This window comes from Sorangium sp. So ce204 (genome assembly GCF_051526795.1).
Classification (GTDB): domain Bacteria; phylum Myxococcota_A; class Polyangia; order Polyangiales; family Polyangiaceae; genus Sorangium; species Sorangium cellulosum_B.
In genome coordinates this window covers 6724792-6748597 of sequence record NZ_CP150317.1, presented here as the reverse complement: position 1 = coordinate 6748597, position 23806 = coordinate 6724792, and the positions used below count along the sequence as shown (strand labels likewise).

Here is a 23806-nt window from a genome sequence, read left to right as displayed (position 1 = left end):
GCAGGTACCCCCCATGACGAACAAAGTTTTGAACCGACGAACTGTTCTCCGGGGCATGCTGGCGACGGGCGCCGCCGTCACCATCCCGCTCCCCTTGCTGGAGATCATGCTGAACGAGAGCGGCACGGCGCACGCTCAGACGAAGACGCCTGTGTCGCCGCTCTACGTCACGTGGTTCTTCGGGAACGGCACGCTGCCCGGTCGCTGGAAGCCGACGCGCACGGGCTCCGGTCAGGCCTGGGCGCTCAGCCCCGAGCTGGAGCCCCTCGCGGACCTCAAGTCGTATCTCACGGTGATCAGCGGCCTCGAGAACAAGCTCGTGGTCTCCGGCGTCGAGCACCCCACGGGGTCGGCGGGGGCCACGACCGGCGCGCCGCTCAGCGGGAACGCCGTGCGGGCCGCGTCCATCGATCAGGTCGTCGCGAACGCCATCTCGGAGGGGGCGCCGTACCGCTCCCTCGAGGTGGGATTGACGCCGGCGACGCCGGGCGGCCCTCAGGACTCGCTGCACACGGTCTCGCACAGGGGGCCGAACGCGCGCAACAACCCGGAGTTCGATCCGAAGGCCGTGTTCAATCGATTGTTCATGAACGGCTTGCCCGAGCCCACCGACGACGGCGCGGAGCGGGCCGCGAAGCTCGCGAACGTCCGGAAGAGCGTGCTCGACTCCGTCCTGCAGGACGGCGCGAGCCTGAAGCAGCGGCTCGGGGCGGCCGACAGGCATCGTATCGAGGAGCACCTCGAGTCGATCCGGGCCATCGAGCAGCGCCTCGAGACCATGCCGTCCGGCGGCGGCGCGACGGCGGCGTGCAAGAGCCCGACGGCCCCCACCGCCGGCAAGGACTCACAGAGCGAGGCGCCCCCTGCGGTGAACGCCGCCATGGTCGAGCTCTCGGCGCTCGCGCTCGCCTGCGAGAGGACCCGCGTGCTCTCGTTCATGTTCTCGCTGCCCGCCGCGCACGTCTACTACCGGCACCTCGCGCAGGACATGAACGACGACTTCCACGACACCATCTGCCACGGAGATGCCGGGGATCAATCGAGCCAGCCTCGCGTCGACAAGGGCGTGATGTACACGATGCGCTGCCTGAACGAGTTCTTGACGAAGCTCAAGAACACGCCTCACGGCAGCTCGAACCTGCTCGACAGCTCGCTCGTGTACGTCACGTCCGACACCGCGTGGGGCAAGGTGCACACGAGGACGGAATGGCCGGTGCTCTTCGCCGGGAAGGCCGGAGGGAGGCTGCGCGGCGATGAGCACCGCAACTTCCCCGGCGACAACCTGAGCAAGGCGCTCCTGACGATCGCCCAGGTCATGGGCTTGAACGTGACGGAGATCGGCGTCGACGCGGGGCGGGTCACGTCGCCGCTCGCTGGCATCCAGGTCTGACCGCGGCGCCGCCGCGTCTGGAAGAGGCGCTCGGCAGGCGCTCGCCGCCTGCCGGCGCCGCCCCATCGTCCCCGGCTCGAGGACAACCCACCTCGCGGTGTCAGCGTGACGGAGGGCTCGTTCGACGTGCCGTTCGTCAGAGGCGAGTGAGGCTCACCGGCACGGGAAGTCGTTGAAGCGGCCGCAAACGGACAGGTCGGTGCGGCCAGCGCCCACGGATAGATCCCACGCGATCGCCGAAGGCGCCCCGACGTAGGGCTCGATCGTGAGCGTGCCGGTGACGAGATCGGGCTGCAAGCCCCTGGCGGCCAGCGCCACGCCGTGCGGCGTCTCGACGCCGAGCGTGAACGTTCCCGGTTGCCCGTCCCACCTCACGATCCCGAACACGAGCACATCGTCCAAGACGTCCGGCGCGGGCACACAGCCGGAGCCCCTCGGCGAGATCTCCACGAGGAGCGTCGAGCCGGCGGGCTCGCAATCGATATGGCTGTAGACCCGATCGGGCGGCTCCGTCCAACCGGGTGACGAGGACGAGCTGCTTGTGTCGCTGCCCCCGGCGCCTGGTGCTGACGTTCCGCCGCCGCCGCCGTCGCTCGCGCCATGGCCGTCCTCAGGAACGATGACGGTGCTGTCACAGGCGCTCGTGAAGAGGAGCGCACCCAGGAGGACCACCCACACCATGCGGGCCATGTTAACACGCGCGAAGGATCCCAGCGAGGGTCGCCCCGCAGGCTGTGGCTGTGCAGTGAAGGCGGCGCTTTCAATGCGTGAAAAAGGTTTCGATAGTACGTTGCTTCTTCCAGAGGTGGTGGATCGCATAAAAATGCTCTGTCGGCGAGGAAGCAAGCTCCAAGGGAAAGGAATGCGGGAAAGAGGGGTACCGCAAGGGCGCAAGGGGCCAGAGACGAAAACCTCTCTTACCCGCCGCTCGCGCCCTTGCGGCTCGTCTTCTCTTCTGTTGATTTTCTCGGACTCAGACGTAACAGTGTTCTAGCGAGCCGGCTTCAACAGGCCGAGGCGGTATGGGAGCTGCGAGTATTCGCCGCCCGAGCTCGGGTTGCGTCCTTGGTACAGGAACTGCAGATTGCAGGTGTCGATCGTCGCGGTTTCGTCGTTGCCATCACGCACCAGCTCGCCATGGCTGACGTCGTCGCTCCAGTCCGCCACGCCCGGCGCGTAGGTGACGTTGTTTTGACCTGCGAAGGGGGCGTTCCAGCTATGCGCGAGCGGGGTCCACGCGCCGTCGAGGCGATCCGCGGTGAACGAGCGATAGAACCTGGCGCCCGTCGGGCCGATGGCCTCGATCAGGGTCAAATACTTGTTCATGCCCTTGATCTTGTACGTGGAGCTCCCCTCGAACAGGTTGTTGCGGTTCGAGTCCTGAAGGGCGATCGAGACCGGGCCGAACCCGTTCGGGAAGTTCTGCAGTGTGGTCTGGCTGCGGTACATCCGACCGTCGTCGCCGGTGAAGAAGAGGTAACAGTTGGCGCTGTCGCAGATCACCCAGTAATCGATCGGCAGGCTGGGCATGCCGGCGGGCGTGGACGCGAAGAAGTTCTGGGGCCTGGTCCACGTGTCCGGGCGGCTCGGGTCGCTGGTCGTGGAGAACTGCGGCGGCTGCGATTGATAGATGAGGTACCACTTGTTCTGAGGCCTGAAGAAGAACATCTGCGGCGCGCACCGGTAGCCGCTGAAGCCAGGCGTACGATCCATGTAGTAATGCGACGCGGACGCGGCCTGGGACCAGTCGGCGAAGTTCAGGTACGTCATCTGCCAGTTCCCGGCGGTGTTCGCCGTGGTGGCGTAGATGTGCCATCGATCGTTGAAGAAGGAGACCGTCGGATCCTTGATGGACACGATGTTGTGAGTCGCGTCGGACTTCGGGCTTACCAGCATGCCGCTCGACTGCCAGCGGAAGGTGGTGGGCAAGCCGCAACCTTCGCTGCCCCCGCTGCCCCCGCTGCCCCCGCTGCCCCCGCTGCCCCCGCTGCCCCCGCTGCCGCCGGTGCCTCCCGTGCCGCCGGTGCCGGCGCCCGAGCTCACGGGCGTGATCCGGAATTGCTGGTTGGTCCCGCCGTTCGATGCCCATTGAATCACGGCGGTGCCGTCCGCGGTGCCGCGGCCGTAGACGTCCAGGGACTTGCCGCTGTTGCGTGCGGTGAGGCGGACGACGCCGCTGGCGACGTCCGTGAAGGACCACTGCTGGTTCTCCCCGCTCCAGCAGGAGTATTGCTGGATGCGGGCGCCGTCGCTGGTGGAGGCGCCCGCGACGTCCATGCAACGGTTGCTGTTGACGTTGCGGATGCGATAGTAGCCGCCGCCCGCGGATTCCATGCGGAACTGTTGCCGCGTCGAGCCGTTGCAGCTGGCGATCTGCATGGCCGCTGCGTCAGCGGTGCTGCCACCAGCCACCTCGACGCACTTTCCGCTCTGGACGCCGACGATCGTGTAGGTCGCCGCGGTGTCGATGGTGACGCTCTCGGCCAGCTCGTCGAGCTCGGGGCCGTCTTCATCGAGCTGCTCGGCGGAGACGCACGCGGCCGTGGCGGCGAGCGTCGTGAGCAGCGACCATCGTCTGAATCGGATTTTCATCATGATCCCCTCTGTTCAAAGGCATACGAAGCGGGAAGCAAGACACATGGGAAAGCGCCCGGGATCGGCCGCGCGGGCGCTGGCCTTGCGGGTCGACTCCGTCGACCTGCGACCGTGCCTGCGCGGCGATCTCCGGGCGCGTGGATCTCCGTGAAGGGCGCGTCGGCGCGCCCGGCGTCAGCGCCCCAGGTAGCTCATCAGCCAGGACATGGCGGGCCGCATCTGGCCGCTGCTGCTCATGAGCCCTGAGTTCGCCACCCACGTCTGGCCGCTGATGTACCCCCACAGCGTGATGCCTTTCACGCTCGGATGCTCGTAGAACATGGGGAACTGGCTCTGCATCACGTTGAGCTGCTGCGTGTCGTTCGCCAGGTTGATGTCGTACTCGGTGATATAGACCGGCAGGCCGGTGCCGGCGAGTCGGTCGAGGAAGCCCTTGACGGTGCTGGTGTTGAGCTTGTACGCGTCGTGAGCCTGAGCCCCGATGCCATCGATGGGAGCCCCTGCCGCCCGGATCCGATTGACGATGTTGAGCGTGTTCTGGTTGTCACTGCTGTACTCGATGTTGTTGTAGTCGTTGAGCAGCAGCTTGGCGTTCGGGCAGTACTGCCGCGCCCACTTGAACGCTTGCACGATCCAGTCGTACCCGCTCGACCCCGCGCCGCCGAGGGCGTTCATGTACGACGGGGTGGTGTGCGGGGGCGGCTCGTTCACGACGTCGATGATGGCGACGTCCGGGTAGCGCTGGCAGAACGCCTGGATCCACTCTTCTACCTCTGCGCGCTGCTCGCTCTGCGACAGATTGGCGATCCAGCCCGGCTGCTGGGCACCCCAGATCAGGGTGTGGCCCTTGTAGGGAATGCCCTTCTGGCGAGCGTAATCCCGGACTCGGTCCATGCCGGCCCAGTTCATGACGTCCCGCGTGGGTTCGACGGAGCCCCACTTGCCCTCGTTCTCCGGGCTGAGCTGGTTCCAGTACCGGGACAGATCCGCTCGCACCTGCCCGCCGGTTGTGATGTTGCCGACGAACTTGCCGCCGGTGCCGCCGCCACCACCACCGCCGCCGCCGCCGCCGGTGCCGCCGCTGCCCCCGGTGCCCCCGGTGCCGCCGGTGCCCGAGCTCACGGGCGTGATCCGGAATTGCTGGTTGGTCCCGCCGTTCGATGCCCATTGAATCACGGCGGTGCCGTCCGCGGTGCCGCGGCCGTAGACGTCCAGGGACTTGCCGCTGTTGCGTGCGGTGAGGCGGACGACGCCGCTGGCGACGTCCGTGAAGGACCACTGCTGGTTCTCCCCGCTCCAGCAGGAGTATTGCTGGATGCGGGCGCCGTCGCTGGTGGAGGCGCCCGCGACGTCCATGCAACGGTTGCTGTTGACGTTGCGGATGCGATAGTAGCCGCCGCCCGCGGATTCCATGCGGAACTGTTGCCGCGTCGAGCCGTTGCAGCTGGCGATCTGCATGGCCGCTGCGTCAGCGGTGCTGCCACCAGCCACCTCGACGCACTTTCCGCTCTGGACGCCGGTGATCGTGTAGGTCGCCGCGGTGTCGATGGTGACGCTCTCGGCCAGCTCGTCGAGCTCGTAGCCGTCTTCATCGAGCTGCTCGGCGGAGATGCACGCGCTGAGCGCGATCGTCGTCAGCAAGGTCCATCGTTCAAATCGCATTCTCATAAGGTTCTCCTGTACTTAAGCGGGAATGTCGCGGTGGCGTGAAAGCGGCCCCTTCGACGCGTAGATGAGCTGTTGAGCTGGCGTCGCTCTCCCGTGGGGCCGGATCACATGGAAAGATGTTCTGTCAACATAGGGCAGCTCCCGCAGTCGGGGCTCGATGCCGAGGCGCCATCGGAACGTTCGGGCTCGCCGTCGCTCGCGCCCGTGACGACCGAGCGAGCGGAACCGATGCCGAGATCGATCGGCTGACGAAGATCTCAGTGCGCATGACTGCCTTTCCGAAGCGAAGCAAAAGAATACCGACGAGCGCCAATGTGAACGCTCACATCTCCGATGTCAATCGCGGAAGGCCGTTGAGGGGAGGCGGCTCCTTGGATTCACAGGTAAGTTGTTGATATGGTGTCGATTTTTCGGGGACGCCGGAGTGCGTGGAAAAATGTTCTGTCGCTCCAGGGCAGCTTCCGCGGTTGGGACTTGACGTCTCCGGAGGGGCCGGGCTCCCCTCTCCGTCTCTCCACATTGGACTTCCTTCTCCCACATTGCGGGACGTGGTCGAGCCTACGCGGGCAGGGACGAGCTGCTGTTGCAGCTGGCCAAGGGCGGCGCGGGGCTGCGCCGGTTCACCCCTGTCACACCTGACACGTGCCACACCGGTCAGTGTGGCAGGCGCCAGGCCGCCGCGCGTGTGCGCTCCGGCGCTCCCAGGGGAGGGGGTGTCCTCTGGGCGGCAGGGGACAGCGCGCGAGATTCATCGGACACGGCCGCGTGTCGCGCGATATCTCGGCGCGTCATCGCTGCTGGCCCCGCTCTTGCGATGTGCTGCGGTGAAGGCCGCCGCGACGCGCTGACGAGCCGACACGCCCGCGGGTGGCCCGCGGGCGCGCCGGATCCGTCGTGTGCGAGGGGGGTTCGCGCGCCGGCCGCCGCGCGGGCGGGAGCCCGCGCTCAACCCACGTAGGACCGAGGAGAATGATCATGACCTTGAATTCGATGCTCCGTGTTGTCTCGATGGCTCGCACCGCCCGCCGCGCCGCGGCCCTCGCGCTGGGGCTCTGCGCCCTCGGCGGCTGCGCCGTGGGGCAGGAGCCGGCGGACGAGGCGGTCGAGGAGGGGCTCGCCCCGATCACGAGCCTGCAGCTCTCGAACGGCGCCGAGGTTCATTTCTACGAGCCGGAGGAGGGCCGCGTCCTGGCCTTCACCACCGGCGAGATCGACGAGTCCATGGAGCGGCTGGCCCCCGTCGCGCTCTACGAGGCGCTCTCGCGACAGGTCGCGCCGCCGGCGCTGATCGCGGCGCAGGAGCGCATGGACGCCGCCCGGCTCGCGGGCGGCGCGCGCCGCGCGCCGATCGCGCCCGGCGTGGACGTGATCGAGGAGGCGCAGCCGGCGCCGGCGCGGCGACCGAGCGCCGGAGAGGAGTTCGGGACCGCCGCGCAAGCCCTGACGGCGAGCGATTTCGTGGCGAGTTATTGCAGCCCGAGCAGCGTCGATTTCGATTATTGCTGGACCGACAGCACCGTCAACCGCACGGTCACGGTCAATGGCACCAGGTGGTATCACGCCCACGCGGACTCCACCTCGGGCACCATCCAGATGGCGGTGTACTACAGGAACATGTGGGGCAACGATGTCCTGGTCTTCGTCCGGACCGTCACGTCGACGGGGGGCGTGTTCTCGTACGAGACGGAAAACAACGATACGTACACGGTCGCCATCTCGCAGGTGGACCCCGGCAACACCTATCATCTCTCGGTCCACGGCGATCAGTAGGCGGCGGCCCGCCGCGCCCTTCCGCGCGGCGAGCCGCCCGGGCGAGATCGGCCGCCCTCGGGCCGGTCTCGCCTGGGCGCACCCTCGCGGGGACGATAGTCTGGGCGAGGATGGAGCCCATCTTCGTCCTGATGATCATCTCGGGGATCGCGGGGCTCGCGCGCTTCTTCGCGCACGCGCGCAACGACGCGCGGCGGGCGGCCGAGGCCCGCTGGCGGCTCGCGCGGCCCATGTGGCAGCGCGCGGCGGCCCTCGTCGGGGGGGAGTTCCGGTCGGGTCCGGGCCCATCGGGAGACCCGCGGATGCAGATCTCCGCGGCGCTCGACGGCGTCGCGCTCCTCGTCGACCACGACGTCGATCGCAGCGGCGCGGCCGTCGTGCGCTACAGCACCCGCATCACGGGCACGGTGAGCAACCCGTCGGGCCTCAGGCTCCGGGTCAACGAGAAGCAGCTCGACAGGTCGAGCGGCGGGGGCTTCCGGGCGCGGCGGGTGGACGCCGGCGACGCGGCGGACGACGGCGCCTTCGTCGTGCAGGCGAGCAGCCCGGCGCTCGCGCGCTGGTGGCTCACGCGGGAGCTGCGCGAGGCGCTCCGCGCGGCGGCCGAATACCAGCTCACGCTCGAGTCGCACCGGCTGACCGCGATCCGCGCCGGGCTGGAGGACGACGCCGAGAAGCTCGCGAGCGCCATCCGCGCCGCGGCGCTCGTCGCCGGCCGCGGCCGGGCGCTCGCGAAGGAGCTGCGGGCGCTGTCGCAACAGCTCGGCGGGCGCCTGCTGTCCGGCGCGGGGACCGCCTCGCCCGGAGGAGGCATGACCATCGAGCTCGAGCACCGCGGCCGGCGCCTCACCGTGGCGTTCGGCCGGGATGGAACGCGGGGGGCGTTCGGCACGCAGGTGCGCGTCGCCCGCGCCGCGTCCCCGTCGGAGCGGTTCATCGTGAGGCGCCGGCAGAGGCGCGGGCCGGACCCGGTGAACGCCGGGCAGCCCGACGACGGCGGCCTGTCGCGGGCGTACGAGGTGCAGGCCGACGCGCCGGACCGGGTGGCGTGGCGCCTGACCGACGAGGTGAAGCGCGAGATCGCCGCGCTCCGCCCGGCGGCCGTCGTGGGGGATGAGGCCGCGGTCAAGCTGGTGTTCGGCCGCATCGAGACGGGGCGCGACCGGATCGAGCGCGCGATCGCGATCGTCTCCTCCCTCGCGGCGCCCGCGCCGCAGGGGCCCTACCGCTGACGGCCCGGCGAGCCGCCCTGAAAGCTCGGGGCGCCGCGACAGGACGACCAGCGCGTGAGCTCCGCGCGCCTGAGCTTGCTCCACTGGCTGGCGGGGCGTGATAGATCGTGGGCCTGCGGCATGCAGCCTCGGGTCGATTCCCTGGCGCCTCCTCCGTGCGCGGCCTGCCAGGGGCGGAGAGGGGCAGGATGAGCGCGGGTCGGGACGAGCCGACGACGCTGGTCCGCACCCGGCGGCACGCCAGCTCCGCGGCCGAGCCGCGGCCGTTCCTCTTCCTCGTCTTGCAGTGCCAGCGGCCGATGGATCCGCCCGCGCGGCTGGCGCTCGACGGGGTCGACGAGGTGCGGTTCGGGCGAGGCCCGGTGCGGTCGATCGACCGGCGGACCGAGGCGGACCGGGCGCTGCTCGACGTGCGCCTCGAGGACGGCTGGGTGTCGTCCCGCCACGCGCGGATCACGCGCGACGGCGGCCAGCTCTGCCTGGAGGACCTCGGCTCGACGAACGGCACCTTCGTGAACGGGGTGCCACGGCGGAGCGCGACGCTCGCCGAGGGGGACCTGATCGAGCTCGGGCACACGTTCTTCCTGTTCCGCGAGGTCGCCGTGCCCGACGAGGCGGCGAGCGACGCGGTCCAGGCGGCGGATCAGCCGTTCGGCCTCGCCACCTTCTCGCCCGAGCTGGCCGAGCGCTTCGCCTCGCTCCGGGCCGTCGCGCCCGCGCCCATCCCCGTCGTCCTCCAGGGCGAGAGCGGCACCGGCAAGGAGGTCGTCGCGCGCGCCGTCCACGCGCTCTCGGGGCGGCCCGGCCCGTTCGTCGCCATCAACTGCGGCGCGCTGCCCGAGAGCCTCATCGAGTCCGAGCTGTTCGGCCACAAGAAGGGCGCCTTCTCCGGCGCCGCCGAGGACCGGCCCGGCCTCATCCGCGCGTCCGACCGCGGCACGCTCTTCCTCGACGAGATCGGCGATCTGCCCGCGGCGTCGCAGACGGCGTTCCTGCGCGTGCTGCAGGAGTCGGAGGTCGTCGCGGTGGGCGCGACGCGCCCCGTGAAGGTCGACCTCCGCGTGGTCGTTGCCACGCACCGCGACCTCCCGGCGATGGTCGAGCGCGGCGACTTCCGGGGCGATCTCTTCGCGCGCCTCTCGGGCTTCGTGCTCGAGCTGCCGCCCCTGCGCAGGCGCCGGGAGGATCTCGGGCTGCTCATCGCCGCGCTGCTCCGCCGCGCCGCCCCGGACCGGGCCGCGTCGATTTCGCTGGGCTGCGAGGCGGCGCGCGCGCTCCTCCTGCGCGAGTGGCGGCTCAACGTCCGAGAGCTGGAGAAGTGCCTGGCGACCGCGATCGTGCTCGCCGGCGGCGGCCGGGTGGAGCAGAGCCACCTGCCGCCGCCCGTCGTCGTGCCGCGGAGCAGCCACCCGCCCGAGGCCTCGAAGCCCGACGCCCAGCCCGCCGAGCGCCAGCGGCCCGCCGAGGAGGACCAGCAGCGGCGCGAGGCGCTCATCCGCCTCTTCCGCGAGCACCGCGGGAACGTCAGCGCCGTGGCGCGGGCGATGGGGAAGGGGAGAACGCAGATCCACCGGTGGATCGCGCGTTATGGCATCGAGCCTGGCGACTACAGGGACGGGTGAGCGCGCGATTGGGTGACGGCGCGGCCGCGCGACGGCGCGGCCGCGTGGCCGCCGCTCAGGGACAGTACTGCGCGCCGGCGGACAGCGGGCTTCCGGGCAACATCGGCGCGAACGGGGAGAACGGGAAGTCCCGGACGACATCCGAAGGGTGGTTGAGAAACACGGTGATCGGATGGCGCCATGTGCGCCCGCCGCCCTTGCACTGCTGGAAGTCCCTGTCGCCCTCCACGAGCCCCCCGTCGTCGACGGCGCACTGGTGGAGCGTCGGACACTCCGCGACGAGGAGCGATTCGTCGCAGGCGCCGACCGGGGTCGCGACGCAGTCGACGTCGCCCTCGGCGCCGGCGCAGAGGCGCTCCCCCACGTACGCGGCGTGATCGGTCCAGTATTCACCCGTGCACGCGAAGGCGTGCTGATAGATGGCCTGCCCGGAGTCCTCCCCGGCGGTCGGAGCAGGGTGGAATTTGCCCTTCTCGTCCACTTCATTCATCCCCACCTGGAGCCGGGGGTGGAGGGGCTCATCGCCCCACAGGTTCCCGAAGAACGCGCCCTCGCGCCAGCCGAAGACATCGATCTCCGCCGCCGGATACACCGCGGGGCGGAACGTCGCCTCGTTGATGGAGATGGCGCCGGGCGGCGGCGGGGGGCTCGGCCGCGGGTGGCTCGCGACGCTGAAGCGGCGGCTCCTCTCCAGCACCGCGGTGAGGCCTCCGCCCGGCGCCAGGAGGCCGGCGCGGCCGCTCGTCCGCGGGCCGCTCATGAGGCTGAAGTAGGCGCTTTGAGGGCAGACGAAGCGGAGCGCGGGCTCGGCGCGGCCGTCGCAGCGCACCTCGCTCGGATCGATGTGATCGGGTGAGTCGGCGTCGCAGCCCCGGACACCGCTGCAGACGCGGAGCACCGTATCGCTGGCGGGCAGCCCGGTGGCGCTCGCCGGGTCGTCGGCGCAGTCGGTCAGGGGCGCTTCGCCGGTCGCGATGAACACGGTCGAGCCCGGGGTGCACGAGCCGACGTCCTGGGCCGTCCATCCACAGTTGCGCGACGCGCCCTGGGAATCGATCGCGCACCGCCTGAAGCTCGAAATGGTGTCGCCGTCCTCCGTGTTCCTCACCACGCGGACGGAGGGCGCCGGCGTGAGGAGCCCCGGCCGGTGCTCCGGGAACGCCTGGCCTCGCAGCGAGACGGTGATCGAGCGGCCCATGGCGTTCACGAGCGAGAGCATGCACGCCGAGACGAGCTGCTGGCACTTCGGCCCCGCCTTGTCGACGGCCCAGACAGGGCAGATCCCGATCTTGCCGTCGAACGTGAATTCCTCGCCTGTCGACGTGTCGGTGTACGAGACGCTCTGGCCCTGCTCGAGGGCGCAGGCGACGAGGTAGTCCATCACCTCGCGCGTGGGCTCGTGGCGGAGCTGGTAGCGGAGCTCCGGGTACTTGCTGTCGTCGGCGTAGCTCGCGGTCGCGAGCGGGACGGTCACCATGACGGGATTGGCCCGCGGGTTCGCGATCAGCGCGTTGCGGGTGAGCGCCTCGGCGGAGAGGCCGTTGCCCCAGACGCCCTGCACCGCGTCCGCGATGGCCGCCACCAGATCGCTGGCCGACCCGCCGCTGGCCGACCCGCCGCTGGCCGGCCCGACGACCGACCCGGTCGATGAGCCGCTCCCCGCCGGCGCCGCGCGCGGCCGCCCGTCGAGCGGGGAGGCGTCGCCGCCCGCGACGGCGCAGCCCGCGCCCACGAGCGAGAGCCCGAAACACAGCGCAATCAACCCTCGTGTCCGGTAAATCTTCACGCGGTCAGATCCTTTCTTGTCTCTGCTCCGGGCGATACGACCGGTCGGTTCACGCGGCGCCGGTCGCTCCGGGCGTGAGCAGGGCGCGCTCGATCTCGTCGAACCGCTGCTGCCAGAAGCCCGCCGACGTCGCCCTCGCCTCGGCGAGGAACAGGCGCGCTTCGCCGCCCTCGCCCGCGCGGAGCGCCGAGAGGGCCGCGCTGTGGAGCGCCTCGGCGTGCTCGTGAAGGATCGCGGTCTGCCGCGCCTCGTCCACGAGCGCGCGCCATGCCGCAGCGTCGAACCGACCGGCTGCCCGGTCGTCCAGGGCCTGTTGCACCAGGCGTGCCAGCGTCCGGGCGCACGGGGTGAGGTCGGGCTCGGGGAGGCTCGCGCGGGCCTCGGCCAGGTGGCGCGCCGCCTCGTCGTGCTCGCCCCGGGCGAGGTGGATGCGGGCGAGGAGGAGGACGTCGTCCGGCGAAGGGCGCTGGTTGAAATAACGCCGCTGGAGGTCGAGGCTGCGGCGCGCGAGCGGGAGGGCCTCGTCCGGCGCGCCCAGCCAGTACCGCAGCTCCGCCAGGTTCAGCGTGGCCCAGCGCTCGAGCTGGGCGTGGCCGAGCTCGCGGGCGAGGCGGACGGCCTCCCGCTGGTCCGCGACAGCGCGCCCTTCCTCCCGCCGCTTCACCCACATGAAGACGCGGTTGATGTACGCGGTGCACAGGTGGAAGACGTCGCCGGCGCGCAGGCAGGCCTCGACGACGGCCTCGGCGTGGCGCTCGGCCTCGTCGAGGCGGCGGGCCACCGACAGCGAGGCGACGAGCACGAGCCGGGCGATGACGTGCGCCTCGTGATCGCCGGCGGCGAGCGCGCCGCGGGCGGCCCGCTCCAGCTTGGGGATCCCCTCGTCGACGCGCTGGTCGCGGCAGTCCGAGCGGCCGCCCGCGAGCAGGCAGCGCGCGTCGAGGCGGGCGTCGCCGAGGCCGGCGCAGAGCTCGGCGGCGCGCGCCGCGAGCGCCGCGGAGGCGGGGAAGTCCTCGAGCCAGTCGAGCGCGGTCGCCTCCTCGAGCAGGAGCTCGGCCGCGCCGGCCCGGTCGCCCGCGGCCTCGGCCAGCGCGCGGGCGGCGCGCAGATCGGCGAGCGACTCCTCGAAGCGCTGCAGGCGGTAGCGCGCGCGGCCTCGGCCCGCGAGCGCGCGGGCGCGGGCGCGGGTCGAGGCGTCGTCGCGCTCGAGGAGGCCGGCGAGGCGCAGGGCCGCGGTGAAGCGCTGCTCGGCCTCGACGACGTCGTGCCGGGCGAGCGCCTCGTCCGCGAGCTCGGCGTGCGCCGCCGCCGCGGCGGCCAGGTCTCCCGCGGCGGCCGCGTGGCGCGCGATCCGGGCGCGCGCCCCCGCGGCGCGCGGCGCGCCGAGGAGGCCCTGGAGGACGGCGGCGTGCAGCGCGCGGCGGCGGGCGGGCGGGATGCGCGCCTCGACGGCCTCGCGCAGGAGCGGGTGCCGGAAGGCGTAGCGCGGCGGCGACGCCGAGCGCGCGACGAGCACGCCCGCCCTGGCGAGGCGCGCGAGGCCGACGCCCGGGTCCAGCGCGCCGGCCGGCGGCGGCGCGCCGGTGGCGCGATCCTGCGCCCGCAGGGCGGCCTCGAGGTCGGCCGGGGAGAGGTCGTCGCCGAGGATCGCCGCGCCCTCGAGCAGGTCGACGAGCGGCGGCGGCAGGGCCGCGAGCGCGCGCTCGGCGAGGCGCTCGCCGAGCGGCGCGGCCGACAGGGAGAGCAGCTCGTCCGGCGCGAGCGTCCAGCCCTCGCCGCCCCGGGCGCGCTGGATCGCGCCGCCGACGCGCAGGGCGCACGCCACCTCGACGAGGTCGCGCGGGACGCCGCGCGCCAGCGCGTGGAGGCGATCGAGCACGGCGCGGGGGACGAACTCGACGGGGCGGAGGCGGTCCTGGAGCAGCGCGCCCGCGGCCTCGGCGTCGAGCGGGCCGAGGTCGAGCGCCACGCGGCGGGCGGCGCGCTCCCCGAGCCCCGGACGGAGCGACGCGATCGAGGGCCGCGCGGCGAGCACGATCGCGAGGCGCGCCGCGCTGCCCTCGGCCGTGGCGAGCTCGATCGCGTCGAGCGCGGACGCGTCGGCGCGATCGGCGTCGTCGAGCAGCAGCGCGAGCGGCGCGGCGGCCGCGAGGGCGGCCGCGAGCGCGCGGGCCTCGGCGTGGCGGCGCGCGCCCGGCGCCCCGAGCAGCGGCGCGGCGGCCGGGTCTCCCGGGGCGAGCCGCCCAAGGGCGAGCCCGACGGCCGGCCAGGCGCGCGCGGCCTCCGCCGCGCCGAGCCGCTGGACGAGCGCCTCCTCGGCATCCGCGTCGCGCTCGCCGCTGGCCGGCAGAGCCAGGGCCGCGCGCAGGAGCGCGACGAGCGTCGCGCCGTTCTCGGCCGCCTCTGGCCGGAGGGCCGCCGCGGCGTGCACGGCCGCGCCGCCGGCGTGGAGCGCCGCCGCGAGCGCCCCGAGGAACCGGCTCTTTCCGTGCCCTTCCGCGCCGAGCGCGGCGACGAGCGCCGGCCCGCCGCCGGCGAGCGCCTCCTGCGCGGCGGCGAGGGCCGCGCAGAGCGCCGCGTCGCGGCCGCGCAGGGCGGTCTCGCCGGGCTCGTCGGGGGGCGCGTCGCGCGGAGAGGGTGGGGTGTCGTGCAGGCCGTCCGCGAGCGCGCGCCGCGCTTCGGCCGTGAGGATCGCCGGCGGCATGGCGTCCGCGTCGCCCGGGCCGGCGCCCCAGGTCTCCGCGTCCTCGAGCGCAGCGCCCGCGAGCGTGACGCCGCGCGTGCCCTCGCGCACCCGGAGCGGAGCCAGGTGGACCACGAGGGGCGGCACCGCTGCGCCGGCCGCGGCGAGGCGCTGGGCCACCCGCGCCGCCGCGCGCACGCCGTCGCCCGGCGCGTCGGCGGCGGGGAAGGCGAGCACCATGCGCTCCCCGCGAAAGCGCGCCAGGATGCCGCCTTCGGCGCGGGCGATCTCGACGAGCGCGTCCGCGCGCTCCCGCGTGCGCAGGGCGAGCAGCGCCACCGCCCGGCGCGGGTCGGCGGTGGGAGCGGGCGCGCCGGAGGAAGCCGCGCGCCCTCGGGGCGGGGCGACGCGCGCTTCCAGCGACGCCGCGAGCGCGCGCGCCACGTCGCTCGCGCGGGCCGGGCGGGCCTCGGGATCCTTCGCGAGGCAGCGGAGGACCGCCTCGTCGGCGCCCTCGGGCAGCGGCGCGAGCGACGACGGCGGGTCGGGGCGGCGCGCCACGTGGGCCTGCCGCACCTCGGCCGCCTCGCCGACGAACGGCGGCCGGCCGGTGAGCAGCTCGAAGAGCATCGCGCCGAGCGCGTAGATGTCGGCGCGCGCGTCGACGGCGCGCGCGCCGAGGCACTGCTCCGGCGCCATGTACGCCGCCGTCCCGAGGATCGCGCCGGTCTGCGTCAGGTCGGGGCCGAGCGCCGCGCGCGCATCGCCGCCGGCGCGCGCCTGCGCGGCCAGGCCGAAGTCGATCAGCGCGACCTCCCCGCCCGGCCGAAGCCACACGTTCTCGGGCTTGAGATCGCGGTGCACAAGCCCGGCGTCGTGCGCCGCGTCCAGCGCGACCGAGAGCGCGCGCGCGATCGCCGACGCCTGCTCGAGCGGCATCGCGCCGGTGCCCGGCAGGTCCGCGAGGCAGCGCGCGAGCGAGCTGCCCTCGAGCCGCTCGAGCACGAGGAACGGGCCGAGCTCCCCCGAGCGCCCGCGGCCGAGCAGCGCGGGGGCCAGCGGCGGCGCGAGGCGGGCGAGCGCCGCGGCCTCCCGCTCGATCCGGCCGTCGTCTTGCCGGTCTTGCCGGCGCGCCACCTTGAGCGCCACGGCGCGGCCGTCGCCCTCGCGCGTCGCCGCGTAGACGCGCGCGAACCCGCCTTGCCCGAGCAGCCGCTCGACACGGAGCCCTTCGACGCGGAGCCCGGGCACCAGCGGCGACGGATCCCGATCGAGCGCCTCGAGCTCGCGCTCGTCGGCGCTCGTCGCCGGCGATGGGGCCAGAGGGTGCGCCGGGCACGCGGCGCCGGCCCGCGCTGGGAGGCGGCGATGGCACTCGGAGCAGCGCATGGGGCGCGAGTATACTGGGGTAGGTGCCATGCGGACGCCTGCCGAGCCCCACCAGGACGAGACAGCCGTCATCTCGGGCCGACAGCTGGAGCTCGAGGCGAGCGCCGCCGGCGACGCGCTCCCCGCCGGCGCGGTGGTCGGGGGTTACGTGCTCGACGACGTGCGGCTCGGAGGCGGCTTCGGCGTCGTGCACCGCGCCGTCCCGGTCGGGGGCGGCGCGCCGGTCGCCCTGAAGGTCCTCCGCCGCGGCCTGTCGCTCCTGCCGGCGATCCTCCGGCGCTTCCAGCGGGAGGCGGAGGTGCTCGCGCGGCTCAAGCACCCGGCGATCGTCGAGGTCCGCGGCGTGGGCGCCCTGGACGACGGCCGGCCGTACATCGCGATGGAGTGGGTCGAGGGCCGGAGCCTCGCGGCGGAGCTGAGCGCGCGGGGCGCCTTCTCGCTGCCCGAGGCGGTCGCGCTGCTCGAGGAGGTCGGCGGCGCGCTCGCCGCCGCGCACGCGATCGGCGTCGTGCACCGCGACGTGAAGGCCCAGAACGTCATGGTCTGCCCTGGCGCGGGCGGGCTCGGCGCGCCGGGCGTGAAGCTGGTCGACTTCGGCATCGCCAAGCTCCTCCGCCCGCGCGACGTCGATCGCGCGCGCGGCGCCAAGAGCAGCAGCCTGATCCTCGGCACGCCGCTCACGATGGCCCCGGAGCAGATCCTCGGCGGCGCGGTGGACGCGCGCACGGACATCTACGCGGTGGGCCTGCTCGCCTACCAGCTCGTGACGGGCGAGCTGCCGTTCCAGGGCGCCGATGCGGTCGAGACCGAGGAGATGCACCTGCGCGCGCCGCCGCCCTGCCCGAGCGACCGCGCGCCCGTGTCGGCCGCGTTCGGCGCGGTGGTGCGCCGCTGCCTCGCCAAGGAGCCGGCGGACAGGTACGCGGGCGTGCCCGAGCTGCTGGCCGCGCTCCGCCAGGCGGTCGCCCGGGCGGTCGGCGCGCCGGGCCGAAAGACCGTGGCGCCCGCGGCGCGCTCGCCGCTCGACGCTCGCCTCGCGGGCGCCCGCGCGCAGGGGCCGTGCGCCGCGCTGCTCGTCGAGGCCCGGCTCTCGGCGCCGGACGAGGCCGGCGACGAGGCGCTCGCCGACGTGGAGCGCCTGGTCCAGGCGGCGCGCGCGGCGCTCGTCCGGCTCGGGGCGACGCTCGTCGTCGAGAGCGCCGACGCGCTGCTGGCGGCGCTGCCCGCGCCGTACGATCGCGCGCCGGAGCGGGCGCTCGGCTGGGCCCTCGAGCTCTGGGCGGAGCTCGGCGCGCGGGCCGGCGCGAGCCCCGAGGTCCTCCCGCGCCTCGCGCTGCACGCGGCCGAGCCCGAGGCGCTGCGCGGCTGGGCGCCCGCCGCGACAGGGGCGGGCGTGTTCGTGACCGACGCGTTCGCCGAGGGGCTCCCCGGGGAGGTCGGGGAAGGGGAGGAGAGCGACCGCGCGCCGCTCCGGGGCGAGGGCGGCGCGCTGCGCCGGGTGGTGCCGTGAGCGCCGCGGCCTGACGCGGACGCGCGCTGCCACAGGGTGTCACAGCGGCGGTGTGACAGGGGACAGCCGGGCTGTGGCAGGCGGGGCGCCCGCGCGGCGCGGAGCCGCAACGCCGCGGCCAACGTCACGAGGATGGCCGAGCCGCGTGCCATCGAGGTGCTTGGATACATACCGGTCAACACCGCCGATGAGGTCTTGCGCTGCAATGAGCGCCTCGAGCGCGTCAATGGCCGGGCGTCGAAGCGGCGTACATCCCGACAGGGAGGTTCGAGGCCGGGTAAGACGCCCGCGCACAGCCGGACGAACAGCGGATCGGCCGCGAGGGATTCAAGCCCGAAGATGTGGAGCTCGCCCACGACGAACAGGTCGATCCGTCGGCGGAGCTGGATGCCCGTGACGTAGACCGTCCTGTCGCCGATCTTGAGATCGGTTGAAGGGCTTCTGGATCACGCGATCGACGCCCAGCTTGTACAGCTGTCCCTCGCGAATTAGCGTTCGTTTACGCTGGTCATCTCCGTGTCGCCGGGAGGCGACCGACGGCGCTCTGGCTTGACGCGCTCGACGTCGGGCACAAGAGCGGATCCATGTTGGGTATTCGAGCGCGACAATGGCTGGGTCGAACGTGGCAATGGCTGGGCGTCGGTCTCCTCGCGGCGCTCATCGTCCTCGGCACACAGCTCCTCAAGCGGCGCGCAGGAGCTGGAGCCCGCTCCGTGGCCACGGTGACGTACGCCTGGATGCAGCGGCGGGGGCCACATGGGCCGAACGTCAGCGTCGATCTCTACGCGCCGCCGCGCGCGAGCAAGCGCGGCCCGCTGGTCGTTCTCTTGCAGGGGAATGAGCCCTCGCAGCCCGACGAGCGGCTCGCCTTCGCTGCAAACGTAGGCGACTCCCTACAGCGAAACGGGGTCGCCGCCGCGGCCGTCTCGTTCAACATCCACACCGGCTACACGCTGCGCGCGTGCGCGGCGGACGTCGCCCGGGTCTTGCAAGAGGTCACCAGCGCGCGCAACCCGACGCGCGTGGTCCTCGTCGGCCGCGGCGTCGGCGCGTGGATGGCGTCCCTCCTTGCGCTCGATCGGCGGCTCCTCCAGGGGGCCGGCATGGATCCCGGGCGCGTCGATGGCGTCATCCTGTTGCGCGGCACCTACGACCTCGGCGAGGCGGCGCTCGAGGGGCACCCCGACGCGGCGTTCTTCGCGGCCTCGGTCGAAGATCGCAGGGAGTCCTCGCCCATCACGTACGCGCGGTCCGATGCGCCGCCGTTCTTGATGCTGTTCGGCGCGGAGGACGACATCGGCTGGGCGCGTCTCGCTCGCCCCTTCGCGCGCGCGCTCCAGAATGCGGGCGCGCCCGACATCGACCATTTCGTCGTCCCCAGGCGCGATGCGCACAGCATCGTGCACTGGGGCGGAAGGGGAGACATGGTCGGCGATCTGGTGTTCCCCTTCGTCGCCTCGGGCCTCAAGGACCTCCCCATCGACAGCCCCTTCGGCGTGCTCCGCCGCTGGGGTGCGCGGCCGCCCCTCGACATGTCGGAGCTCCGCAAGGATCCTCGGGCCATCAGCACCTACCCGGTCGACGCCGCGCTGCGGGAGACGATAAGCGCCCTCTTCGGCAAGGGGGGCCTCGAGCGCTACCCCTTGCCCGGCAGGACGTATCAGGCCATCGATCTGCTCGCCTACCTGGCCGCGCGGCCGAAGTCCGAGGTGGGCGAAGGTGACTGGCTGGTGGTCTCGAACCTTCGGGGAGAGCAACAGTACTTCCCGCGCGAGGCGCTGAAGAAGGCGCAGGCGGTCATCGTGGTCGGACTCGACGACGAGGACAATCTCTACCGCATCGTCGATTTTTACCGGCTGAAGCGCGCCTACTCGTGGATCGAGGGCGAGGAGCCAATGCCAATGATGATCCGGCCGCTCGGCGCGTTCCTGCACTTCCGGACGCCGCTGCCCGCGGGCCTGGGGAACAAGACCTACGCGGCATTCGGGCTCGACGCGGCGAGCTTTCGCTGGGTAGAGAGCGATCCGCTCGCGCCGTTCCGCTCGCTCTCCGGCGGGCTGCGCGAGGCGCTGACCGGCGAGCAAGGGTGCGTCAAGTGCCACAGCTTCCGTGGCGTCAACGTACGAGCGCACCACGCGCTGGCGCTCGACGGCACGCCGTACGGGGCGTACGCGCTGCCGCTCGAGGAGTATCCGAGCGAGGTGCTGCGGCGCTTCTTGTTCGAGCAGGACGCGGTGGCAGCGAGCTTCGGGGTCATGCCGCTCCGGGTGGACGAGACCGTCGCGGGGCAGCTCCTCGACCTGGTGAACCACGAGAAGAACGAGAAGAACGAGGAGAAGTAGCGGCCCCAAACCTCAGGGGTCTACCTGTTCGTGGAGCGCCGCCGCCCACTCGGCGTGCGCGCGCGCCGAGGGGTGCAGGCCGTCGCTGGCGAGCATCTTCGCCTCCGCCTGCTTGTGCATGAGCGGATAGAGGTCCACGTAGCGCGCGCCGGCGGCTCCTGCCTCGTCGCGCAGGATGGTGTTGAAGGCGACGATGCCCGCGCCGATCTGCCGCGGATCTCCGAATGAAGCGGCGGCCGGAGAGAGCGACCAATCGGGCTGCGGGAGCGCCACGATCCGATCCGGCGCGACGCCAGCGTCGATGATCGCCCGGAGGAGCACCCGCACGCGCGAGCGGTAGACGTCCGCGCTAAATCGACGCACGTAGTCGTTGGCGCCCACCGCGAGCGTCACGAACGTGGGGCGAAATGGCGCCACCTCCGGGATCTCCCGCTCTTGCACGTCTTCGGTGGTGTAGCCGTTGACCGCCACGTTCTTGAGGGTCACGCGGCGGCCCTGCGCGCGCCAGAGGTCAGCGAGACGCGAGGGGAACGCGTCGGACGGCGGGTTCCCGGTCCCTGCCGTGAACGAGTCGCCGAGCGCCAGATAGCGGATCTCCTGGAGCCCGCGCGTGGGCGCGACATCCTCGCTGGCACCGGTGGTCGCGCTCCGTGGATAGCCCCCGAGCAGCGGCAAGGCGAGCAGGAGAATCCCGCCGAGCAGCAGCAAAACGGGCAGGAGAAGCGGGCGGATCCAGCGCATCAAGAAGGTTAGCATCACCTCATCACCGAGCCAGATATCCGTCGAATCGCTCCTCGCGGGCTGACCACGGGCCCAGCCAAGGGGCATGATGACGTGGACGATTCGTCGATTCGCGGCGCGCCGTCCGTCCGGACGTGGCAGCGACGCCACCCGCGAGCTGCGAGGTATCCATACAATCCGCCTCACGCCGCTCGCCGAGCTTCAGGCGCTCCCGAGGGACGGAAGCCCGTTGTCCTGTGAGACGAACGATCGGAATGAGGATTGGATCGATGTCCTGACGGGGATCCGACGCTCGGTCGACACGCTCGCAGGGCGAGTCAGCGCAATCAGCGCAATCAGCGCAATCAGCGCAATCAGCGCCAGGTGACGGGAAGGACGTGCCCATCGAGCGCGCTCCCGGGCCTATCTTTCCACGGCGGGATCGTGCATCATCGAACGATGGTGCCCTGCGGATACGCCGCGATCGCGCGGCGGGGTTGGACGGAGGACGTGAGCGCATGACGACCCCCCTCCGCCCCGAGGAAGCGCTCGCGAGCCTGCGCCGCGCGGGCCTCGCGACACAGATCGACGCCGCGGCCTTCGCGGCGGCGTGCGACCAGGAGCGAGGCGGCGCGCCGCTCGACGCCGAGATCGCGCTCTCGGCGCTGGCGTCGGTCTACGGCGTGCGCGGTCCCTCGGACGCGAGCGCCGTGGACCGCGCGTTCGTGGTGGACGAGCACGCCGCGGCCGACCCGGCGGTCCTCGGCGCCGCGTGGCTCGCGCTCGAGCGATGGCTGGAGCACCCGATCCCCGTCTCGGTGGCGACGGACCTCGACGAGCTCGTCTCGTATGCGGGCGACGTGTGCTTTCTTCGCCGGCACGCCGACGCCGCGGGCGAGGCGCCGTATCTCTTCTCCATCGACCTGTGGCGCGCGGGTGATGACACGCCTTACTCGCTCTACGTGCTGCGGAGCGACGGCGCGCCGCTTTATGCGCTCGGCGTGCCGGTCCAGCTCCACGTGCACCCGGACACGGAGGCCGCGGCTGCCGGCGTCTTCCGCACGGACGGCCTCACGCCGAGCTACAGCGAGCACGCGGCGGGGTGCGCCGCGTGCCGCGACGCGCTCCGGCGCGCCGCGGACCGAGGTGTCCTGCCCGACGTGTTCCGGCCGCTCCTGAGGTAGGGTACGGACAGGTGGCCTGGTAACGGTTCAGACCGGCAGCCTGGGTAGCACCTCGACGGACGAGGGATTTGATCAGCGGGTGGCTCTCGACGAACGTGAGCTGGGAAGAGCGTCACGGGCTCGCCGTCAGCGCGCTGTGCTTGCGGCTGTAGCCGAAGTAGATCGCGAACCCGAGGAGGAGCCAGGCGGCGAGGCGCAGCCAGTTCTCGGTGGGCAGCGAGAACATGAGGAGGAGACAGATCACGATCCCGAGGATCGGGGTGAGCGGGTAGAGCGGCACCCGGAACGGGCGCGGCGCGTCCGGCGCCGTCCGGCGCATGATCAGGACCGCCGCGCAGACGAACAGGAACGCAAGGAGCGTCCCGATGTTGACGAGCTCCGCGAGGATCCGCAGCGGGAGGAGCGCCGAGAGGGTGGCGACCACGAACCCGGTGAGCAAGGTGGACTTCCACGGTGTCTTGAAGACCGGGTGCACCGATCCGAAGAAGCGCCTGGGCAGGAGCCCGTCACGGGCCATGGCGAGCAGCACGCGCGGCTGGCTGAGCATGAGCACGAGCAACACGGAGGTGATCCCGGCGACCGCCCCGAGGGAGATGATGAACTGCGCCCACGGGAGGCCGACGCGCGCGAAGGCATCGGAGACCGGCGCGTCGATGCTCAGCTCGGTGTAGGGCACCATGCCCGTCAGGATCGCCGCGACGGCGACGTAGAGGACGGTGCAGATCACGAGCGAGGCCACGATGCCCGTGGGCAGATCGCGCTGCGGGTGCTTCGCCTCCTCGGCGTGGGTCGAGACCGAATCGAACCCGATGTAGGCGAAGAAGATGGTCGCGGCGCCGGCGAGCATCCCGAGCGGCTCTCCCCCTTTACCGGTCTCGCCGAAGACCGTGTGACCGAAGAAGCTGAGCCCCGCGAGCCCGAACGGCGCGAACGGCCGCCAGTTGTCCGGGTCGACGTAAAACGCGCCCACCGCGATCACGAAGAGCACGACCGCGAGCTTGAGCGCGACCATCACGGCGTTGAGCGTCGCGCTCTCGCGGATGCCCTTGAGCAGGATCACCGTGACCGCGATCGTCACGAGAGCGGCGGGGAGATCGATGATCGACCCCGTGGACACGAGCTCGCCGAGCGCTGGTTCGTAGTCGAACGGCGCGCTCCTGAGCTCTCTCGGCAGCTCTATCCCGAAGATCCCGATGAAGTCCTGGAAATAATGGGACCACCCGTGCGCCACGGTGGCGGCGCCGACGGCGTACTCGAGGACGAGATCCCACCCGATGATCCACGCCGGCAGCTCGCCGAGCGTCGCGTACGAGTACGCGTAGGCCGAGCCCGCGACCGGCACCATCGCCGCGAACTCCGCGTAACAGAGGGCCGCGAACACGCAGGCCATCCCCGCGACCACGAAGGAGAGCATCAGGGAAGGACCTGCCTTGTCGTGCGCGGCCTGACCGGTGAGCACGAAGATGCCTGTCCCGATGATGGCGCCGATCCCGAGGCTCGTGAGCTGCAGCGGCCCGAGGATCCGCCGGAGGCGGTGCTCCCCCTGCAGCTCTTCTTTCATGACCGACAGCGGTTTGCGGACGAGCAGCCGGCTCCCCATGATCTTCGGTGTGCTGGCTCTGCGGCCCGGTCCCCGGCACGTCAAGCCGGAGGCCCGTCGGGTCAGGAGCGGCCCCGCGCCGCCGGACAAGCGGAGCCTGCCGCGCCGAGCGCCCCCGCGCCCGGAGACGGCCCCGTGCGGACTCCCTGGCCGCCAGGCGGGTCAAGGAGAAGAGCCTTGCCCTGAGGAACGTGGTGACCTTGTTCCCGGACGAAGGGGAGAAATACCTGAGCGAACGATGGTTCTCGCGATGAACCGCGGCGCTCTCGTCCTGCGATCCCGCGGCCGCGCGTGGAAGGCCTCGCCCCTCGTCGC

14 protein-coding genes are annotated in these 23806 nt (G+C 72.2%); 7 read left to right on the top strand and 7 right to left on the bottom strand.

Annotated features, from left to right (window positions below):
• The first annotated feature begins 13 nt into the window (after window positions 1-13).
• The gene (locus tag WMF22_RS25045; protein WP_437292520.1) at window positions 14-1390 is read left to right on the top strand and encodes a DUF1552 domain-containing protein; all 1377 of its coding nucleotides are present in this window, start codon (window positions 14-16) and stop codon (window positions 1388-1390) included.
• Between the two features lie 153 nt (window positions 1391-1543).
• Here WMF22_RS25045 and WMF22_RS25040 read toward each other — a convergent pair whose 3' ends face one another.
• From WMF22_RS25040 to WMF22_RS25030, 3 genes are all read right to left on the bottom strand, one after another.
• Complete coding sequence (locus WMF22_RS25040) at window positions 1544-2071, bottom strand: hypothetical protein (protein WP_438031421.1); 528 nt, start codon at window positions 2069-2071, stop codon at window positions 1544-1546.
• A gap of 309 nt (window positions 2072-2380) precedes the next feature.
• Window positions 2381-3985 carry a non-reducing end alpha-L-arabinofuranosidase family hydrolase gene (locus WMF22_RS25035; RefSeq protein ID WP_438031420.1) on the bottom strand — a complete coding sequence of 535 codons (1605 nt, stop codon included), beginning with the start codon at window positions 3983-3985 and terminating at the stop codon, window positions 2381-2383.
• 174 nt (window positions 3986-4159) lie between these two features.
• A complete protein-coding gene (locus WMF22_RS25030) occupies window positions 4160-5653 on the bottom strand; it encodes an endo-1,4-beta-xylanase (RefSeq protein WP_438031419.1) in 1494 nt (497 codons plus the stop codon).
• 975 nt (window positions 5654-6628) lie between these two features.
• Here WMF22_RS25030 and WMF22_RS25025 point away from each other — a divergent pair.
• The 3 genes from WMF22_RS25025 (at window position 6629) to WMF22_RS25015 (ending at window position 10277) form a co-directional block, all read left to right on the top strand.
• A complete protein-coding gene (locus WMF22_RS25025) occupies window positions 6629-7423 on the top strand; it encodes a hypothetical protein (RefSeq protein WP_438031418.1) in 795 nt (264 codons plus the stop codon).
• Between the two features lie 110 nt (window positions 7424-7533).
• Window positions 7534-8655 carry a hypothetical protein gene (locus WMF22_RS25020; protein ID WP_438031417.1) on the top strand — a complete coding sequence of 374 codons (1122 nt, stop codon included), beginning with the start codon at window positions 7534-7536 and terminating at the stop codon, window positions 8653-8655.
• A 188-nt stretch (window positions 8656-8843) separates the two neighbouring features.
• The gene (locus WMF22_RS25015; protein ID WP_437292514.1) at window positions 8844-10277 is read left to right on the top strand and encodes a sigma 54-interacting transcriptional regulator; all 1434 of its coding nucleotides are present in this window, start codon (window positions 8844-8846) and stop codon (window positions 10275-10277) included.
• A gap of 55 nt (window positions 10278-10332) precedes the next feature.
• Here WMF22_RS25015 and WMF22_RS25010 read toward each other — a convergent pair whose 3' ends face one another.
• Window positions 10333-12063: a hypothetical protein gene (locus WMF22_RS25010; RefSeq protein WP_438031416.1), complete on the bottom strand. Its 1731-nt coding sequence runs from the start codon at window positions 12061-12063 to the stop codon at window positions 10333-10335.
• Between the two features lie 49 nt (window positions 12064-12112).
• Entirely contained in the window at window positions 12113-16135 is a 4023-nt protein-coding gene (locus WMF22_RS25005) for a protein kinase domain-containing protein (protein WP_438031415.1), read from the bottom strand.
• A 28-nt stretch (window positions 16136-16163) separates the two neighbouring features.
• Here WMF22_RS25005 and WMF22_RS25000 point away from each other — a divergent pair, with 28 nt between their 5' ends.
• Together WMF22_RS25000 and WMF22_RS24995 are read left to right on the top strand one after the other, a co-directional pair.
• Window positions 16164-17645 carry a serine/threonine-protein kinase gene (locus WMF22_RS25000; protein WP_438031414.1) on the top strand — a complete coding sequence of 494 codons (1482 nt, stop codon included), beginning with the start codon at window positions 16164-16166 and terminating at the stop codon, window positions 17643-17645.
• A 584-nt stretch (window positions 17646-18229) separates the two neighbouring features.
• On the top strand, window positions 18230-19987 hold the full coding sequence (locus tag WMF22_RS24995; protein ID WP_438031413.1) for an alpha/beta hydrolase family protein: 1758 nt from the start codon (window positions 18230-18232) through the stop codon (window positions 19985-19987).
• A gap of 12 nt (window positions 19988-19999) precedes the next feature.
• Here the strand turns inward: WMF22_RS24995 and WMF22_RS24990 are convergent, their stop codons facing one another.
• Window positions 20000-20878 (bottom strand): SGNH/GDSL hydrolase family protein, encoded by an 879-nt coding sequence (locus WMF22_RS24990; protein WP_438031412.1) that lies wholly within the window; start codon window positions 20876-20878, stop codon window positions 20000-20002.
• A gap of 347 nt (window positions 20879-21225) precedes the next feature.
• Here WMF22_RS24990 and WMF22_RS24985 point away from each other — a divergent pair, with 347 nt between their 5' ends.
• Window positions 21226-21891 (top strand): hypothetical protein, encoded by a 666-nt coding sequence (locus WMF22_RS24985; RefSeq protein WP_438031411.1) that lies wholly within the window; start codon window positions 21226-21228, stop codon window positions 21889-21891.
• A 112-nt stretch (window positions 21892-22003) separates the two neighbouring features.
• Here WMF22_RS24985 and WMF22_RS24980 read toward each other — a convergent pair whose 3' ends face one another.
• A complete protein-coding gene (locus WMF22_RS24980) occupies window positions 22004-23491 on the bottom strand; it encodes an amino acid permease (RefSeq protein ID WP_438031410.1) in 1488 nt (495 codons plus the stop codon).
• Window positions 23492-23806 lie beyond the last annotated feature (315 nt).

What these genes read in the sequence shown, in the direction of transcription:
- WMF22_RS24980 (WP_438031410.1), bottom strand. Translation starts at nt 23,491, where the DNA reads ATGGGGAGCCGGCTGCTCGTCCGCAAACCGCTGTCGGTCATGAAAGAA.
- WMF22_RS25025 (WP_438031418.1), top strand. Translation starts at nt 6,629, where the DNA reads ATGACCTTGAATTCGATGCTCCGTGTTGTCTCGATGGCTCGCACCGCC.
- WMF22_RS25015 (WP_437292514.1), top strand. Translation starts at nt 8,844, where the DNA reads ATGAGCGCGGGTCGGGACGAGCCGACGACGCTGGTCCGCACCCGGCGG.
- WMF22_RS25045 (WP_437292520.1), top strand. Translation starts at nt 14, where the DNA reads ATGACGAACAAAGTTTTGAACCGACGAACTGTTCTCCGGGGCATGCTG.
- WMF22_RS25020 (WP_438031417.1), top strand. Translation starts at nt 7,534, where the DNA reads ATGGAGCCCATCTTCGTCCTGATGATCATCTCGGGGATCGCGGGGCTC.
- WMF22_RS25000 (WP_438031414.1), top strand. Translation starts at nt 16,164, where the DNA reads ATGCGGACGCCTGCCGAGCCCCACCAGGACGAGACAGCCGTCATCTCG.
- WMF22_RS25005 (WP_438031415.1), bottom strand. Translation starts at nt 16,135, where the DNA reads ATGCGCTGCTCCGAGTGCCATCGCCGCCTCCCAGCGCGGGCCGGCGCC.
- WMF22_RS25030 (WP_438031419.1), bottom strand. Translation starts at nt 5,653, where the DNA reads ATGAGAATGCGATTTGAACGATGGACCTTGCTGACGACGATCGCGCTC.
- WMF22_RS24995 (WP_438031413.1), top strand. Translation starts at nt 18,230, where the DNA reads ATGTTGGGTATTCGAGCGCGACAATGGCTGGGTCGAACGTGGCAATGG.
- WMF22_RS25040 (WP_438031421.1), bottom strand. Translation starts at nt 2,071, where the DNA reads ATGGTGTGGGTGGTCCTCCTGGGTGCGCTCCTCTTCACGAGCGCCTGT.
- WMF22_RS24985 (WP_438031411.1), top strand. Translation starts at nt 21,226, where the DNA reads ATGACGACCCCCCTCCGCCCCGAGGAAGCGCTCGCGAGCCTGCGCCGC.
- WMF22_RS25035 (WP_438031420.1), bottom strand. Translation starts at nt 3,985, where the DNA reads ATGATGAAAATCCGATTCAGACGATGGTCGCTGCTCACGACGCTCGCC.